Here is a 14464-nt window from a genome sequence, read left to right on the forward strand (position 1 = left end):
TGGTAGTACAGTTTAGAGTAGGGGGCGACTAGTCATAGTAACGATCCCCTACTTTATCTTTCTAATCCCTGAATTTCTTACGCTACGTCTTATGAAAAAATTACGCTTATCGATTATCCTGCTGGCTTTTGTTGTGCAGTATTCATTCGGGCAGGCCAGTCAGGCCGATGCACAGTCGGAACGATACCGGCCTCAGTTTCACTTTTCGCCCAAAGCCCACTGGATCAACGACCCGAACGGGATGGTCTATTACAAAGGGACGTATCATTTGTTCTGTCAGTACCACCCGGAGAGTTCGGTCTGGGGACCTATGCACTGGATTCACGCAACCAGCAAGGATATGGTGCATTGGCAGGAGCAACCCATTGCGTTGTATCCCGATAGTTTGGGGTATATTTTCTCGGGTAGTGCGGTTGTCGATGTAAATAATACGTCGGGTTTTGGCAAAAACGGCCAGGTTCCGTTGGTCGCCATTTTCACGCACCATAATTCTAAACTAGAGAAAACCCAGCCGGAACAGGTTCAGTATCAAAGTCTGGCATATAGCCTTGATGAGGGAAAAACGTGGACTAAATACGCTGGAAACCCAGTGCTAAAGAATCCGGGTATCACTGATTTTCGCGATCCGAAAGTGCGCTGGTATGAGCCTCAGAAAAAATGGATCATGACCCTGGCAACGAAAGATCGCGTTACGTTCTACTCCTCGCCCGATCTGAAAAAATGGGCTAGGGAAAGCGATTTCGGCAGCGACGCGGGTGCTCACGGGGGCGTTTGGGAGTGCCCGGATCTGTTTCCGCTGAAACACAATGGGAAAGACGTATGGGTGTTAATCGTGAACATCAATCCTGGCGGACCGAATAAAGGATCAGCTGCGCAGTATTTCCTGGGCGATTTCGATGGAAAAAACTTCAACGCGTATTCCAAACAAACCAAATGGATGGACTACGGGACAGACAACTACGCGGGCGTTACGTTCTCGAACACCGGTAATCGGGTCGTTCTAATGGGCTGGATGAATAACTGGCAGTACGCTCGTGATGTTCCTACGCCGAAGTGGCGCGGAGCTACAACCATACCACGTGAACTTGGTCTGAAAGAAGCGAACAAAGAGTTGTACTTAACGTCAACGCCGATAAAAGAACTGGACGTACTGGACGGCAAAATAACGTCGCTGACGAATGTAGACGTAAAAGGCAGTTCTGATCTAACGGCCAAAACCGGCGGAAAGTACGACACGTTTAAGCTGACCCTGTCGGCACCGGCCACCAATGATTTCTCCGTGGTACTTGCCAATGAGCAGGGTAACGAACTGGTTATCGGCTACGACAAAAGCGCCAATACGTATTACATTGACCGGACGAAATCGGGGAAAACGGATTTTGAGAAAGATTTCGGGAAACGAATGACAGCGCCACGTTTATCGACCGACAAAACCATTTCGCTAACGCTGTTTATCGATGTGGCATCCGCCGAGCTATTTGCCGACGACGGACTCAGCGTCATGACGGGCATCTTTTTTCCGAATCAGCCTTTGACGAAACTGTCCATCAAATCAGCGACTGGTACGTCAATCAGTAAGTTAACGTATACAAAGCTGTCGCCTTCGGTGCAGTAAATTTTATCTATAATTGAGACAGCCGCCCCACTACGTATCAAAACAGGTTGATACGTAGTGGGGCGATTGCGTTATTAACAAGCTAAATGCTGGGTGCTTGAGTCATGAGGAAACCATTTTTGTCATTCCGACGCAGGAGGAATCTCAAAGCCGCCTATTATGGAAGTTTGAGATTCCTCCTGCGTCGGAATGACAAAAAATGGCTTTTAAACCTATTTTACACCCAGAGCATTTATGGCCTCGGAAAAGGTAGCTACCCAACAGGCTTACCATTTCTTGAAATTTTTGATTGGCGGGACTACCCGTTTGAAGCCGTGTTCTTCCCTGATTTTATCCTGCTCGGCTTCCGACATGTTTTTAGCCACCCCTTCGCTAAGCTTCTTAAAAAACTCTTCCATTTTACCCGCCGGTTGAAAGAACATTAACAGTCGACCTTCTCCTTTGCCCACTTTCGCAAAACTGTGCGGCACCTTCCCTGGACCGAAAACACTGTCACCCGCTTTGGCCTGGTGAATTTCGTCACCTACTTTAATCAGAAATTGCCCCTGAAGAACGTACCACCATTATGCAAAACAGCTAATCGGTTTTAACGTACTTTATTGCTGCGCTGTCCGTAGTCCACTTTGTTAAAAGCAGGCAGGTACTTCCTAAATCGCCTATTCAATTTTTAGTGGCGGACCCACTACCTGCATCTCGTTATCACTGAATACTTTGGCCAGTTCTTCTTTCGTGGGCTCATGATCCATACCCGCCATGGTGACAAAGAAATACTCCAGCTTACCAGCCGGTTGCAAAACGACCATCATTTTACCTTTTTCAGCCACCTGGGTCCAGGCATGAGGTACTTTGCGGGGCAGAAAAATACTGTCTCCTGTTTTCAAGTGGTATTTTTCGTCACCCACCTGAAAATAATAAGCTCCTTCCAGTACGTAAAAAACTTCATCCTGCGAGGGGTGCACGTGCAACGGCGTCCCTCGTCCCGGCGAGAGCGAGGTCTGTTCAAAAATTGCTAAACCGCCATCGGTATCCGTACCCGAAATTTTCACATCCAGTACGTTTGCGTTAACTCCTTTGAGTTTGATGTGGCCGTGTTTGCGGCCTTCTCCCGCATTAATTTTAAATCCTTTGCTCATTTGAAACGTTTTTTTTAACCCGGAAAAGGCCAGGGAAGGTGCAGCTGCCAGCGTGGAGAGGGCAGCTATAAATCGGTTTCTATTCATGATTTTAGCAGATTGGTGAAGGTGAATTGATTGCTTTCCTGGACCGAAATTGCCACCATCACGAACTGAAAATAGAACAGAATTAAGGGGGTAGCCTCTTTTACTGAACCAGTTTGCGAAAAGCCAGTGGGATGAGTCCGGTATGTTTTTTGAAAAGACGGATAAAATGACTCTGATCCGAAAAACCACAAGCGTAGGCCAGCGAGGTAAGCGAAATCGGATCACGGTTCATTAGTCGTTCGGTTGCCTTTTCAATCCTGATTTTACGCACGTACTCACTCAACGTACACTGGAATAGCTTTGGAAACTGCTGACAGAGGTAAACCGGATGAAGCTGAAGTTCGCTGGCAATGCTGGTCAGGCTGAGGGTTTCATCGTAATGAGCATAGAGAAGCTCTTTAATTTTTTCCTGCCAGGCTGGCTTATGATCCGAAAACTCACGCAGTTGTAGCATCTTACTGAAAGCCGTCAATACCAGGCTTTCCGTACCGATACCTTGCTCGGTTCCACCCTGCTTAGCCTCGGCCAGTAAGCGCGCAAAGATGATTTTCAGATCAGGCGATTGCAGTTCCCATAAGCCTTCGGGTCGGGTATGACGAAGGTCGCAGCGGTCAAACCAGCGTTCATCGATATCAACATGAAGGGCTGATACGTAGGGGGAATACCGGCTATTGCAATGTGGTTCCTGGCTATAATGATACGTTAGCGAGCCAGCGCTGAGTGCAATATCTTTTCGTTTATAGGTCTCGAGCAAATGGCCGCTGGTGGTAAAGGCGAAATACGCATTTTCGTGGTAATGCCAGGGGCAACTAGTCAGGTTATGATACGCGGACTGCACCACGGTTAGTCCATTAACGACCATCTCATTTCTAGAATGGCCAAAAAACTGCCCTTTTGCCAGATTATCCATAACCGAGTTTCGATGATAGATAAGATACATTCTCAGCGGATGCCGCAGGGAAGATTTTTATTCTTCGGTTAGTTTATTTCGGTGTGTGGTGACTTAGTAAACAAAGTACAGCTGACTTGTAAACCTATTTCATTACGTTTCGTATGTCTATTTAGGCCAGTTTCTGTTTCGACCGTACCAGTTCGTTGTTAACCGGGCAGGCCCACTACGTATCATTTGATTTGATACGTAGTGGGCCTGCCCGGTCACTAATTCTCGAAAAATTTGGCTTGTCTGTGAACTGAGCTTTATGAAAATAGTCGACTATGGTCTAAGCCGTTGCTGGAGTCTGTGGCTGTACACTACGATGAACTTTAGCAATCCGCTTACGTAACGAGACTCGGAAACTCTCTGGTTCAGCCACGATGCGTGCGCCCGTCCAGGTTGAGGCAATAACCATGCCTGCAGCTACCAGGATAATGTCCTTAATAATGTACTGAGCTGCTAACGTAGGGGCAAAGTACGGTTTAATGAAAAGCTCGCCGGGATAGATCAATAGGGGAGACATGGCACCGATCATCTGAGCCGCCATGAGCCAGACACCTACGCGCAGAAAGCGGCCCGTGAGGAAACAAATTCCAATAATGCACTCCAGACCCGCGACAAAATCCATTGCGTCGTGTCCTGACAATACTCCCAGCGTGAGTACATGCGTGGTGCGGGTCGCCAGGTCCTCAATTGGGCTAATTCCCGGAAAAAATTTCAATACACCGAAACCTAAAAAAACGATGCCCATGCCGATACGTAACAGCGCAATACTGTGAGCAACCAGCCAGCGGTTCATACTTGTATCAAGATGGTCAAAACGATCAAAAAGAGTGGTTAGCGTCTTCATAAGAGTAGAAGTTATATACTATCTACGTAATAAAGAGCATAGAAAGATTTAAAGAATTCTTATAACGCTATTAAAAAAGCAGGTTGCTTAACGGGAGGGCAATGTAAGAAGGTGTCGAAAGAAATGAAGGAGCTAAAATCGTTACTTAGCGTACTATTACTTAGCGTACTATTCAGATTATAGCGAATGAAAATTGCTAGTGTAGTGCCGAGTTTAAAACCTTGTTCCGCTGATACTGCGATGGCGTTACGCCCGTATATTTCTTGAACGCAATGGAAAAATGTTGTGCGTATTCATAGCCAAGAACATCCGCTACGTCATCAATGGATACGGCGCAATTACGTAACAACCGACCGGCATGTTCCATCCGCAGTTTCCGGATGTGATTGAATACGGTTGTTCCAAAGAGTTGCTTAAACCCTTTCTTGACCTTAAACTCATTCAACAAGCATACCCGGCTCAGTTGGGCAAGCGATAGTTCTGAGAGAAAATTAGCCTCTAAATAGGCCTTCAACTGATGCAGTTTTTCGACTTCATCCGGACGTAGCGTTTCGTCAGTGACGGGTGCCGTACTGAACTGTTCAATTTCCAGCGCCAACAGTTCCAGTATCCTCGACTGAATCAATAAATTCCGCATGGGCCCCTGGACTTTACAATGCCGAATATCCTCGATCAGATAAAGCATTTGGGGGGTAATAATTTGCGTACCCGTTACGGCCGAAAAGGAGCGTTGATTGTGCAGATCCGTGACAAGACGCTCGCTCCAATGGTCATTCTGCCCGATAAGCGACGCGAAGAAATCCTTATCTAAGCTGATCAGGAACAACTCCATCGACTGGTTGCCTTTTAGCTGATTAACATGGCCTATCTCTGGTGTGTGGATCAGGTTATGTCGGTTAGGGCGCATGTCGAGATCATGGGTCAACCCCTGAAACCGGGAATACATAAATCCCTTCAGCTGAAAATTGATGTGAATGTTATCGGAAGGCGTCGAATCAAAAATTTCGATGTCATCGGCGGTATTCCAGCGCATATCCATTACGTGCATATGCGGAAAGAACGTACTGTTGAATTTGAACTGTCCCGCTTTGGGATGATGGAAATAAGTGAACGTATCGGTTGGCGTACGAGAGGCTGGTGGTCCTAGTTGGTGAGGGTGGGGGAGTGATACAAAATCCGTCAGCTCACATGAGTTTACAACCGTGGTCGCCATATTCCGTTTTGCGTAGATTTTTATCCGTTTTGCGTAGGTACTCCCTGCGCTTGGGTGTGGACTTTTGTACAAAATTATAGGCCGTGTTCTGGGATCTCCCTACCGGTCAGTAAGTCACCACACTAAACAACAAAAAAGTCATGCTACGTAAACTAGCCAAATGGACGGGTATTGTACTGGGAACGCTCGTGCTCCTGCTACTGGCCGGGTACTTTCTCATTGCCCGGAGTATTGCCCAACGTATTGACAAAACCTATTCGTTTACTAATGAAACCCTGACTATTCCGAATGATAGCGCTACGGTAAGTCGTGGAGAACATCTGGCTGTGATCAAGGGCTGTACGGATTGTCATGGTACCAATCTGAGTGGAAAAATCATGATCGAAGATGATGCCCTGGGGCGGCTTTCTTCATCTAATCTGACGAAAGGAAAGGGCGGCCTTCCTGCTGATTATAGTACAACTGATTGGGTACGTGCATTACGTCATGGGGTAAGTCGGGCAGGTAAGCCGCTGTTGTTCATGCCTTCCCACGAAACAACGATGCTTTCGGAGCAGGACATGGCCGCTGTCATCGCTTACTGCCATAGAATCCCTTCGGTCGATCATGAATTGCCAGCTAATAAAATTGGGCCCGTGGTTAACGTAATGGCTTATCTCGATAAAATGCCGCTGTTGTCAGTTGAGAAGATTGACCACAACCGCTCGATGGTCGCCAAAGTAGATACAGTGGAAGGAGTCGCTATGGGTAAGTACTTGGCGGTATCGTGCAGTGGCTGTCATCAACCCACGTTTAAAGGTGGCGAGCCGGCAGCGCCCGGATTTCCGCCTTCGGCTGACCTGACTCGTACAGGCAACGTAGGAAAGTGGACGCAGGCGCAATTCATTGCCACACTACGTACCGGCAAGACGCCCAGCGGCCACCAGCTTAATAATGAATACATGCCCTGGAAAATGACCGCTCAATACGACCAGAAAGAACTGGCCTCGCTCTATCAGTATTTTCGGTCGCTTAAATAGACCTGGAAACGCCACCTGATGTTTGAGTCAACAACTGATCATCACTTTTGACTAATTCATACACCAAGTTTACCGGTTTATAAGTATCCGATAGAACCAATCTGGAATTGATACGACCTTTACCAGCGTAAACACAAAGTATCATGAAAACAGGCCTATCCCTTTTCCTACTGCTGGCTGTCACGACAGCGTTCGGGCAGATTGTTAATGAAAATACGTTTAACGCGAAGATTGACGGTAAGGATTATACGACACAACCCCGCCGTGTTCGTTTCGGTCACTACTGGTACGTTACCGCTAACGCCATCAAGCCCGACAAGTCGATGCGTCTTTGGCTGGCCAGTTATGATAATAAAGACAATGTAGAACCGGGGACGTACCTGATTGTGGACGCTGACAAGCCCGATACCAAAGAAAACTGGAAACGAATTCAGGAATTGGGTAAATACAAAGGTCTGGCAGCTGTCAAGTACGTCGAAGAAACAAGAGAGCCACGTATGGAGTACCACGTCGGTATGTCGCAGAACAACAACGAAACCATTACGGTAACGAAAGCTGCCGACGGGTCGTTAGAAGCTACGTTCAATTCAACACTGGCGGGAACGTACTGGAAAGAAAAAGGAACGGCTACCGTTTTTGGGGGTATGGGACGGTTAATGTCGAAAATGGAAGATAAAGTCATTACCAAAACAACCGGCTACGATTCGGATATCGACCCGGAGGGCAACGGCTATAAAAAGCAAGCCAAAACCGACGCCATAACCGTGTCAGACGCCAGGTTTAAGCTTAAAATGAATTGATTCCGGGCTTGCTTTTGATCCTGTATGACCCACCGGGGTCATACAGGATTCGCTTTTCTTACGACGTAGCACGCATATCCATTCGGTGATATGCCATTTGCTTCAGCAGAACCATAATACCCAACTGCGCGATCTGCGCCCTGTATGATTTATACAGCGTAACGAAATACGAAAACGTTTGTAAACGTGCCGAAGCCAGTGGCGAAATACTCAATAAAGAAACAACATCGGTGCTGTTGATCTTGGACCAATCATCCTGATGTAGATTGGGGTCATTTATTTCGTACGTAACGCCATTATCGTCAGTGGTTGTCGATAAATAATGGCCATAGGCGGCCAGTAAAAAGGCAATACGGCGAACATCCCGGTTTTCTTCCAGCAGTTCGCGTAACGTTGGGAGCACAAAAGCCGATAGCTTAGACGCTCCATCGCAACACAATTGATCGAGCGAGTCGCTGATCGCCAGTGAAGAAAAGAGACTGGCCAACTGATTCTCGTAGTCGTCTGAATCAGACGTAGTGAGGGCAACGTCCTGATCCAGAAAAGCACTTATATAATTACTGAACAAGCGATCATTCAGCGCTTCATCTACCGTGCGGTAGCCAGCCAGAAAGGCCGGATACGCCAGCATGGTATGCGATGCGTTTAGAATGTCCTGATTATAAGTTTGCATGATGATCGAGGTTGTATAGATTTGATTAATAGACACTTCGTACGCTAATTGACGTAGCAACATCTAATATAGCATAATGATGTCTATTTCTGTAGCTCTTTAGACTCAATAGACTTTTGAAATGTCACGTCTAGTCCACAGAATCTAAAAAAATTTACTTTATGGTCTCCCCAGAAAGATTAGGCAAAGTAGCTCAGGCGATTTGGCGAACCAGCTCGTTGCCATTCACTATCCCGGTAACGTAATGCCTGAGCAATGCTGATAATTTGGTTGCCCAACTTGCCTTGTTCTTCAATATCAGCATGATCGTATTGATCTTGCCGCCTGGGTTCCCAGGAGAAAAGCTCGGTTTTGGCGTCGTAAATGCCAATGGGAACACGGTCTTTTCTGCCCGTGATTTGTTGTAGAACAGTTTTGGCCTCTTCGAGAGTGGCACAATAAATCTGATAATATTGCTTCTTAAGAGTGTATACTACTGAAAAACGTTTCATCGTGATGGTTAGTAGCGAACGCCCTGCATCAGTTTGGTAACTGCTGAAGAGTATTCTGGTGAAAGTCTCGGGCCTTAAGCCAGCGAGGTTTGTTGAAAGTGTATGTAAGTGTTGCTCCTGATCCTGGAAGACGGACTAAAAACAATAGTGTCACTGTCAGCGTAAACAGGTTTCCAGTAATCGTAATTAATCCCGAATCTGTTACGTACCCTTAGGCGACTATTGGTTTACCGGTTATCCGTCAGTAGAAAATAAGCGAAAATGGTTGTCGTGATGGTTTGAAGCGAGGTTACTGGCTATCTCTTTTGGCTAGTAAGCTACCGCCGAATGGCGTTGCTGTGCGAGCCAGGCTCTCGAAAACCAGCGCATTTCGACTAATAAAGCTAAGAATAGATAAACGCGAAAAAGTGCAAATACGAATCCATATATTCTGAGCCTTATTTTCTATTTTTAGACCGTATGATGAGTTCATGATTTCTATAATTTATTTATAATCAATATAAAAAGATAGGGTATGACTCCCTTGTCTCCTCAGCAAATAAACGGGATGTACCAATAAAACGTTTCGCTCATATTGAAAAAGTGCAAAAACTGCCTTTGATTTTTCATCGAAAAGGTGAATTGTACAAGCGATTCTTTGTCAAGTAATATGATTTTACCGGGAAAACAGATGGTCTGTAGTCGTCATTACCTAAACAGAACACATAACCGTTGGCTGATTTTCCCGATTGATGACTACGTATCAAACCGTTTCGCCCGTCAGGTGCAAACGGGATGAAGTAGGTCGGAGCGGGTTTGAAAAATCATTCGTGACAATACGCTCAACAACGTTTCTGATACCGCTTAAACACTGCCCGTAAACTATCTGGAGTAGACATCGTTAGCTCTTAAATGCATTATACGTCTGGATGGCCACTACGTTTCTGACCGCTGAATGGCGAAACCTGATCTTCGCGAATTATGCCCTGGATCGGCAGTTGCTGGAACCGTTAACGCCGTACGGTACCGAACTGGACGAATTCGATGGTGTCTGTTACGGCAGTCTGGTTGGCTTTTATTTCCAACGCGTCAAGATGTTCGGGCGGCTATCCGTGCCGTTCCACCGCGAATTCGAAGAGTTCAATCTCCGGTTCTACGTACGGCGCAAAACGCAAACCGGGTGGAAACGCGGGGTCGTTTTTGTTAAAGAACTGGTTCCCAAACTCGCCATTACGCTTGTTGCCAATACGTTGTATGGAGAACCCTATGCTACGTGTCCAATGCGTCATACCTGGAACGTAGAGGAACAAACGCAGCATATCGCTTATGAGTGGAAAGTTGGTTCAGACTGGAACCACATCCGTGTGAGCGCCGACCGGACCGGACATGCGTTGGTGCCTGAGAGTGAAGAAGCATTCATTACGGAACACTACTGGGGTTATACGCGTCGTGGTGAAACCCGGACGTCGGAATATGAAGTAGTCCATCCCCATTGGACAATTTATCCCGTCAACACGTATGACGTACTATGCAACGTAGAAAAACTATACGGAGCTGCATTTGTGCCGTTTTTTGATCAACCTCCGCATTCGGTATTTCTGGCAGACGGCTCGGCAGTAGCCATAAAGTCGGGAGCAGCCATCCGATAGCTGTTTATTCATCGAACAAGAACTGGTGCTACAACTTCCTGAAATTCCTGATTCGGTGGAATGTCAGGAAATTGGCATCGTGGTTGTTGTGGGCGCCCCCTTCTTCATCGTCGAAGGCGGTACGTGATAAGAAAATCATATCCCGACCGTCGAATTGCCAGTCAACGTACTGAAAACCGTGTTTCGCTACGTCCGGATGCGTTAGAATAACCTGCCTGACATCCCAGTGCCGCAAATCCTTCGAACGGCACAGCGCCTGCGTGTTCCGGATACTCGCGGGGTTTTTTCCTGAATTCAACGCCTGTACGTCTGAGGGTATGACGTTTGCCAGCGTCCAGTAGGATTCCGTCTTGGGATCATAGCGAACGCAGAACTTTTTGCTCCCGCCCGGAAAGAAAATAAAGCCGGTTGCCGGATCGAACGTAGCAGTTTTGCCGTCGGGACTGATGGTTACCAACGCGGCTTTTTCATTCAGCGTCGATTTGTCATCAACCCGCAGAACGTCCAGCAATTGACCGGTGGGCGTTACAACCGCGTTCCCTTCCAGCCATCCCCCAAAATGGTTATTCAGATAGGTCGAATCATACCGCATTACGTTCGTTCGGGACCAGCTGCGGGCGTCCATCAGATCGGCATAAATCGGGATCGACATCAGAAAAGCACCGTACCGCTTCCCCCATTGTTTAACGGGCCCCATCGCATCTTCCATCGCCCGCCAGAGTCGGCCCTTGTATTCAACCAGGGGCATTGGGCCACAATGATATTCGCCTTTCAGTAACAGCCCGTTCTCGGAATTGCCTGGATCAGACCAACTTAATCCACCATCGATAGACGTACGGATAATCAGATTACCGTGGTGTTTATCGGTTCCCATGAAATAAAGCCTGCCGCGATGAACGAACAACTTCGACCAGAACTGGCCAATAATATCGGCAATGGGTGTCCACGTTTTCCCTTGATCGCGTGATCGGTAAATACGGGAAACGGGCCGCTCAAACTCTTCTGATTTTGGGCCAAACAGATCATGGGAGGCCAAATATTCGCCGTTGGGCAATACGCAAAGACTGGGTGAGCCGATATACAATCCCGATGAAGCCGGACTATGGGCCACAACCGTTCCGGGCACCTGCGGTATGTCGGATGATTGAGCGAACGAAACGCTCGACAGGAAAAAGAAGTAGAATAGAAAGAGGTGGATAGGTTGCTTCATAGTCCGGTCAGAAGGTATACGGCTCAAGTTTACTAAGAAACTTTCTGAAAATTACATCTTCATCGAACCTTACCTACACCTAACTCCGAGGCAAAGGCTTTAGTCAATAGCGTGAAATCCCTTCCGCAGATAAATAAACGGGTCGTTAAAACTCACCTTCGCTGCCTTCTTTCACTTTTTTCTTGGCCTGCCGTAACCGATAACTGAACGTTAAATTGATCTGCCGCAGCCGCCCCTGTGAATTGCTTTCTGTATAGAAATTAGGCCCTTCGGTGATGGATCGGTAACGACGCGAATTGAATACGTCGAGCACGTTGAGGGTTAACGTAGCGTTGTTGTTGAGCATATCCTTACTCACGGATACGTCCAGCGTAGCGAGCGATTTCCGGCGGCCCTGGGGCGTTTGCTGAGGAGCTTCGTAGTTACCCCGCAGTTGAATATCCGTTGATTTTGGGAGACTAAACCGGGAAATCATCCGCGTGAACCAGCTATACGTATCGCTCTGGTAATTGACGTCCAGGTTGCTTCCGTTTGTGACGGCTCGAAAAAAGTTAAAGCTACCATCAAGTTTCCACCAGGTATAGGGTGAATACGAACCGGCAAATTCAGCACCAAATGAATTTTCACTCGCCAGATTTTCGGGGCGGGTTGTCGCAAATCCCTGCTCATTTACCCGCCGGATCGACAGAATTTTGTTGTCCGTATGTCGATAATACGCCGACGAGCTAATCGACCCTTTGCTGAAATATTTGATGTGCCCCAGTTCAAATGCATTTGTGAATTCGGGATTCAGATTCGGGTTGCCGCTCCAGAAATTTCGATTGTCGCTAAACGTCGAGAACGGGCTCAGGTCGTTATAGGTAGGTCGGCGTATTCGACGGCTGTAGCTGAGTTGCAGGGCATGCTGGCGGGGCAGGTCATACGTAGCATGTACGCTCGGGAACAGATTCGAATAATGACGCGGATTCACATCGTTGGTACGTCTCAACGTAGTCGTTACGTCGGTTTTTTCGGCGCGGAGGCCTGCCTGATACGAGAATTTACGCACTTTGTTGCCCACCATGCCATACAGGGCGTTGATCCGTTCCTGATACAGAAAATCGTTGACTAGGCCGGGTAAGGGTACCCAGCTACCATCGCCCCCCTGCTGCGTAACCGAAAAATCGTTGGTCATGTCGCGTGTGCTGCTGCGTAATCCAGCTTCCAGCTTACCGTTCTTGCTGAAGGGGCGGACGTAATCGGCCTGAACTAGAAATTGCTTTTCGGTTTCGTCGTTGAGTGAGCGCTGTAAGATGGATGGTGCCGTCAACGTCCGACCGTCGGGTTGATACGTCTGCTGGGTAAAATACTGATCGGAGCTTTCCCAGTTGTCGAGGTAGCGCAGGTCGGCGGTGAATTCGTGTCCTTCCCGGGCGAACGTTCGTTTGTAAGTGAGCGCATACTCCGAATTCGGCTCGGTTTCGGTTTCGTCCTGCGTGCGGGTCGTAATGCCTCTTGGGTTGTTTACCGAAAACTGATAGTCACGATACGTAATGTCGGCGAACCGTTTGCCCTTGCTCAGTCGCCAGGTGTACGAAGCCGTCAGAATGCTTTTCGGACTGAAGAAGTAGTCGAGGCCAGCGCGGGCGCTGTTATTGATCCCTTTCAGGCTACTGTTCGAATTTTGCTGCGTAAGAAAAGTAGTGTCATTCCGGTATACCTCCTGATAGAGCGAACTTCGGCCCGGTGTATTCCGAAACGAGTTTGTATAGTTGATAAAGAAGTTCAGATTTTTTCGGCGGTAGTTCACGTTGGCGGCCAGACCAAAGTTGGTCGGATAACCCGTAATGACGTCGAACGAGCCATTGATGCCTTCTTTGTGTTCTTTTTTCAGAACGATGTTGATGATGCCGCCCATACCCTCGGCTTCGTAACGGGCGGACGGGTTGGTGATGACCTCAACGCGTTCGATGGCGCTCCCCTGTAACTGTTGTAAACCGGCCCCACCTTTAAAACTGACTAGCCCCGATGGCTTTCCATCGATCAGAATCCGGACGCTATTACTACCGCGAAGACTGACATTCCCTTCGGCATCGACCGCCACTGACGGTACGTTGCTCAGAATGTCGGAAGCGGTTCCGCCAGCATTGGCCAGGTCTTTCCCGACGTTGAATATTTTTTTATCCAGCGCCAGTTCCATCTGACTCCGTTCGCCTTTCACGACGACTTCTTCCAACCGCTTCGAACTGGCTTTGAGCACTAACTTCCCCAGATCGAGAGGCTGGTCAGCCACGCGGACGGTAGCCACGCGTCTCTCCTGATAGCCCAAAACGCTGATTTTTAAGAAGAAAAGACCAGATTTGCTACGTATCTCAAACGTACCGGTTTCATCGGAAATCGCTCCCGTTACCAAAACTGAATCCGATTTCTGGTACAACGCTACGTTCCCGAAAGGTATAGGCTTGTTCTGTTCATCGGCCAGCACGCCTTTGATGGAAAACGGCTGATCGGGTTTGGTTTGGGCCAGGGTTAATAGAGGCAAGAAAAAAAGAACGAGTAGTTGAATCCTTTTACGGGTCATGGTTGAGCGTCAGCGAGAGCATAATCGACTGCTGGTTAGCAAAGGCAGGCTTTCCGGAATTCTCCTTTGTTAAATACGCTCAAGTAGGGCAAAGCCCAGCTTGTTTTTTGTCAAGTATTTAAATAAATACGATTTTAAGGCAGTACCGAACGGCGAGTTGCCAGCGGAGTAAGTCTGGTTTTTCTTAGTGAAACCTGAAGTAAACGTTTCGACTCCTGCTGGTGAATGTTAAAGCTTGGCCGGATGACCGG

13 protein-coding genes and 1 pseudogene are annotated in these 14464 nt (G+C 47.7%); 4 read left to right on the forward strand and 10 right to left on the reverse strand.

Annotation, left to right across the window (positions count from 1 at the left end):
- Positions 1-91: 91 nt before the first annotated feature.
- Complete coding sequence (locus IC230_RS23510) at positions 92-1615, forward strand: glycoside hydrolase family 32 protein (protein WP_191041516.1); 1524 nt, start codon at positions 92-94, stop codon at positions 1613-1615.
- Between the two features lie 266 nt (positions 1616-1881).
- On the opposite strand, the gene IC230_RS34515 is transcribed toward IC230_RS23510, so the two are convergent.
- The 6 genes and pseudogenes from IC230_RS34515 to IC230_RS23535 all read right to left on the reverse strand — a co-directional run bounded on the left by IC230_RS34515 (position 1882) and on the right by IC230_RS23535 (position 5832).
- Positions 1882-2013, reverse strand: a complete 132-nt coding sequence (locus IC230_RS34515; protein WP_262893179.1) for a hypothetical protein — start codon at positions 2011-2013, stop codon at positions 1882-1884.
- Positions 2014-2043: 30 nt separating this feature from the next.
- Positions 2044-2166 (reverse strand): annotated as a pseudogene (locus IC230_RS34100) (cupin domain-containing protein); the annotation flags it as partial.
- A gap of 105 nt (positions 2167-2271) precedes the next feature.
- A complete protein-coding gene (locus IC230_RS23520) occupies positions 2272-2835 on the reverse strand; it encodes a cupin domain-containing protein (protein ID WP_191041517.1) in 564 nt (187 codons plus the stop codon).
- A 100-nt stretch (positions 2836-2935) separates the two neighbouring features.
- Positions 2936-3775, reverse strand: coding sequence for a helix-turn-helix domain-containing protein (locus IC230_RS23525; protein ID WP_191041518.1), 840 nt, complete (start codon positions 3773-3775; stop codon positions 2936-2938).
- Positions 3776-4055: 280 nt separating this feature from the next.
- The gene (locus IC230_RS23530; protein ID WP_191041519.1) at positions 4056-4619 is read right to left on the reverse strand and encodes a DoxX family protein; all 564 of its coding nucleotides are present in this window, start codon (positions 4617-4619) and stop codon (positions 4056-4058) included.
- A gap of 196 nt (positions 4620-4815) precedes the next feature.
- The gene (locus tag IC230_RS23535) at positions 4816-5832 is read right to left on the reverse strand and encodes a helix-turn-helix transcriptional regulator (protein ID WP_191041520.1); all 1017 of its coding nucleotides are present in this window, start codon (positions 5830-5832) and stop codon (positions 4816-4818) included.
- A gap of 140 nt (positions 5833-5972) precedes the next feature.
- Here IC230_RS23535 and IC230_RS23540 point away from each other — a divergent pair, with 140 nt between their 5' ends.
- Together IC230_RS23540 and IC230_RS23545 are read left to right on the forward strand one after the other, a co-directional pair.
- Complete coding sequence (locus IC230_RS23540) at positions 5973-6851, forward strand: c-type cytochrome (protein WP_191041521.1); 879 nt, start codon at positions 5973-5975, stop codon at positions 6849-6851.
- A 143-nt stretch (positions 6852-6994) separates the two neighbouring features.
- Positions 6995-7651, forward strand: coding sequence for a hypothetical protein (locus IC230_RS23545; RefSeq protein WP_191041522.1), 657 nt, complete (start codon positions 6995-6997; stop codon positions 7649-7651).
- Between the two features lie 58 nt (positions 7652-7709).
- On the opposite strand, the gene IC230_RS23550 is transcribed toward IC230_RS23545, so the two are convergent.
- Complete coding sequence (locus tag IC230_RS23550) at positions 7710-8324, reverse strand: mannitol dehydrogenase family protein (RefSeq protein WP_191041523.1); 615 nt, start codon at positions 8322-8324, stop codon at positions 7710-7712.
- Positions 8325-8503: 179 nt separating this feature from the next.
- Positions 8504-8815 carry a hypothetical protein gene (locus IC230_RS23555; RefSeq protein WP_191041524.1) on the reverse strand — a complete coding sequence of 104 codons (312 nt, stop codon included), beginning with the start codon at positions 8813-8815 and terminating at the stop codon, positions 8504-8506.
- 908 nt (positions 8816-9723) lie between these two features.
- Between IC230_RS23555 and IC230_RS23560 the strand changes: the two genes are divergently transcribed.
- On the forward strand, positions 9724-10443 hold the full coding sequence (locus IC230_RS23560) for a YqjF family protein (protein WP_191041525.1): 720 nt from the start codon (positions 9724-9726) through the stop codon (positions 10441-10443).
- Between the two features lie 28 nt (positions 10444-10471).
- Here the strand turns inward: IC230_RS23560 and IC230_RS23565 are convergent, their stop codons facing one another.
- Both IC230_RS23565 and IC230_RS23570 read right to left on the reverse strand, forming a co-directional pair.
- The gene (locus IC230_RS23565; RefSeq protein WP_191041526.1) at positions 10472-11653 is read right to left on the reverse strand and encodes a sialidase family protein; all 1182 of its coding nucleotides are present in this window, start codon (positions 11651-11653) and stop codon (positions 10472-10474) included.
- A 145-nt stretch (positions 11654-11798) separates the two neighbouring features.
- A complete protein-coding gene (locus IC230_RS23570; RefSeq protein WP_191041527.1) occupies positions 11799-14213 on the reverse strand; it encodes a TonB-dependent receptor domain-containing protein in 2415 nt (804 codons plus the stop codon).
- Positions 14214-14464: the final 251 nt, after the last annotated feature.

Source organism: Spirosoma validum (genome assembly GCF_014699035.1).
Classification (GTDB): domain Bacteria; phylum Bacteroidota; class Bacteroidia; order Cytophagales; family Spirosomataceae; genus Spirosoma; species Spirosoma validum.

Bases quoted from the DNA above. Each gene is read 5' to 3' on its own strand.
- IC230_RS23560 (WP_191041525.1), top strand. From the start codon at position 9,724: ATGGCCACTACGTTTCTGACCGCTGAATGGCGAAACCTGATCTTCGCG.
- IC230_RS23550 (WP_191041523.1), bottom strand. From the start codon at position 8,324: ATGCAAACTTATAATCAGGACATTCTAAACGCATCGCATACCATGCTG.
- IC230_RS23535 (WP_191041520.1), bottom strand. From the start codon at position 5,832: ATGGCGACCACGGTTGTAAACTCATGTGAGCTGACGGATTTTGTATCA.
- IC230_RS23570 (WP_191041527.1), bottom strand. From the start codon at position 14,213: ATGACCCGTAAAAGGATTCAACTACTCGTTCTTTTTTTCTTGCCTCTA.
- IC230_RS23545 (WP_191041522.1), top strand. From the start codon at position 6,995: ATGAAAACAGGCCTATCCCTTTTCCTACTGCTGGCTGTCACGACAGCG.
- IC230_RS23520 (WP_191041517.1), bottom strand. From the start codon at position 2,835: ATGAATAGAAACCGATTTATAGCTGCCCTCTCCACGCTGGCAGCTGCA.
- IC230_RS23530 (WP_191041519.1), bottom strand. From the start codon at position 4,619: ATGAAGACGCTAACCACTCTTTTTGATCGTTTTGACCATCTTGATACA.
- IC230_RS23565 (WP_191041526.1), bottom strand. From the start codon at position 11,653: ATGAAGCAACCTATCCACCTCTTTCTATTCTACTTCTTTTTCCTGTCG.
- IC230_RS34515 (WP_262893179.1), bottom strand. From the start codon at position 2,013: ATGGAAGAGTTTTTTAAGAAGCTTAGCGAAGGGGTGGCTAAAAACATG.
- IC230_RS23525 (WP_191041518.1), bottom strand. From the start codon at position 3,775: ATGTATCTTATCTATCATCGAAACTCGGTTATGGATAATCTGGCAAAA.
- IC230_RS23510 (WP_191041516.1), top strand. From the start codon at position 92: ATGAAAAAATTACGCTTATCGATTATCCTGCTGGCTTTTGTTGTGCAG.
- IC230_RS23540 (WP_191041521.1), top strand. From the start codon at position 5,973: ATGCTACGTAAACTAGCCAAATGGACGGGTATTGTACTGGGAACGCTC.
- IC230_RS23555 (WP_191041524.1), bottom strand. From the start codon at position 8,815: ATGAAACGTTTTTCAGTAGTATACACTCTTAAGAAGCAATATTATCAG.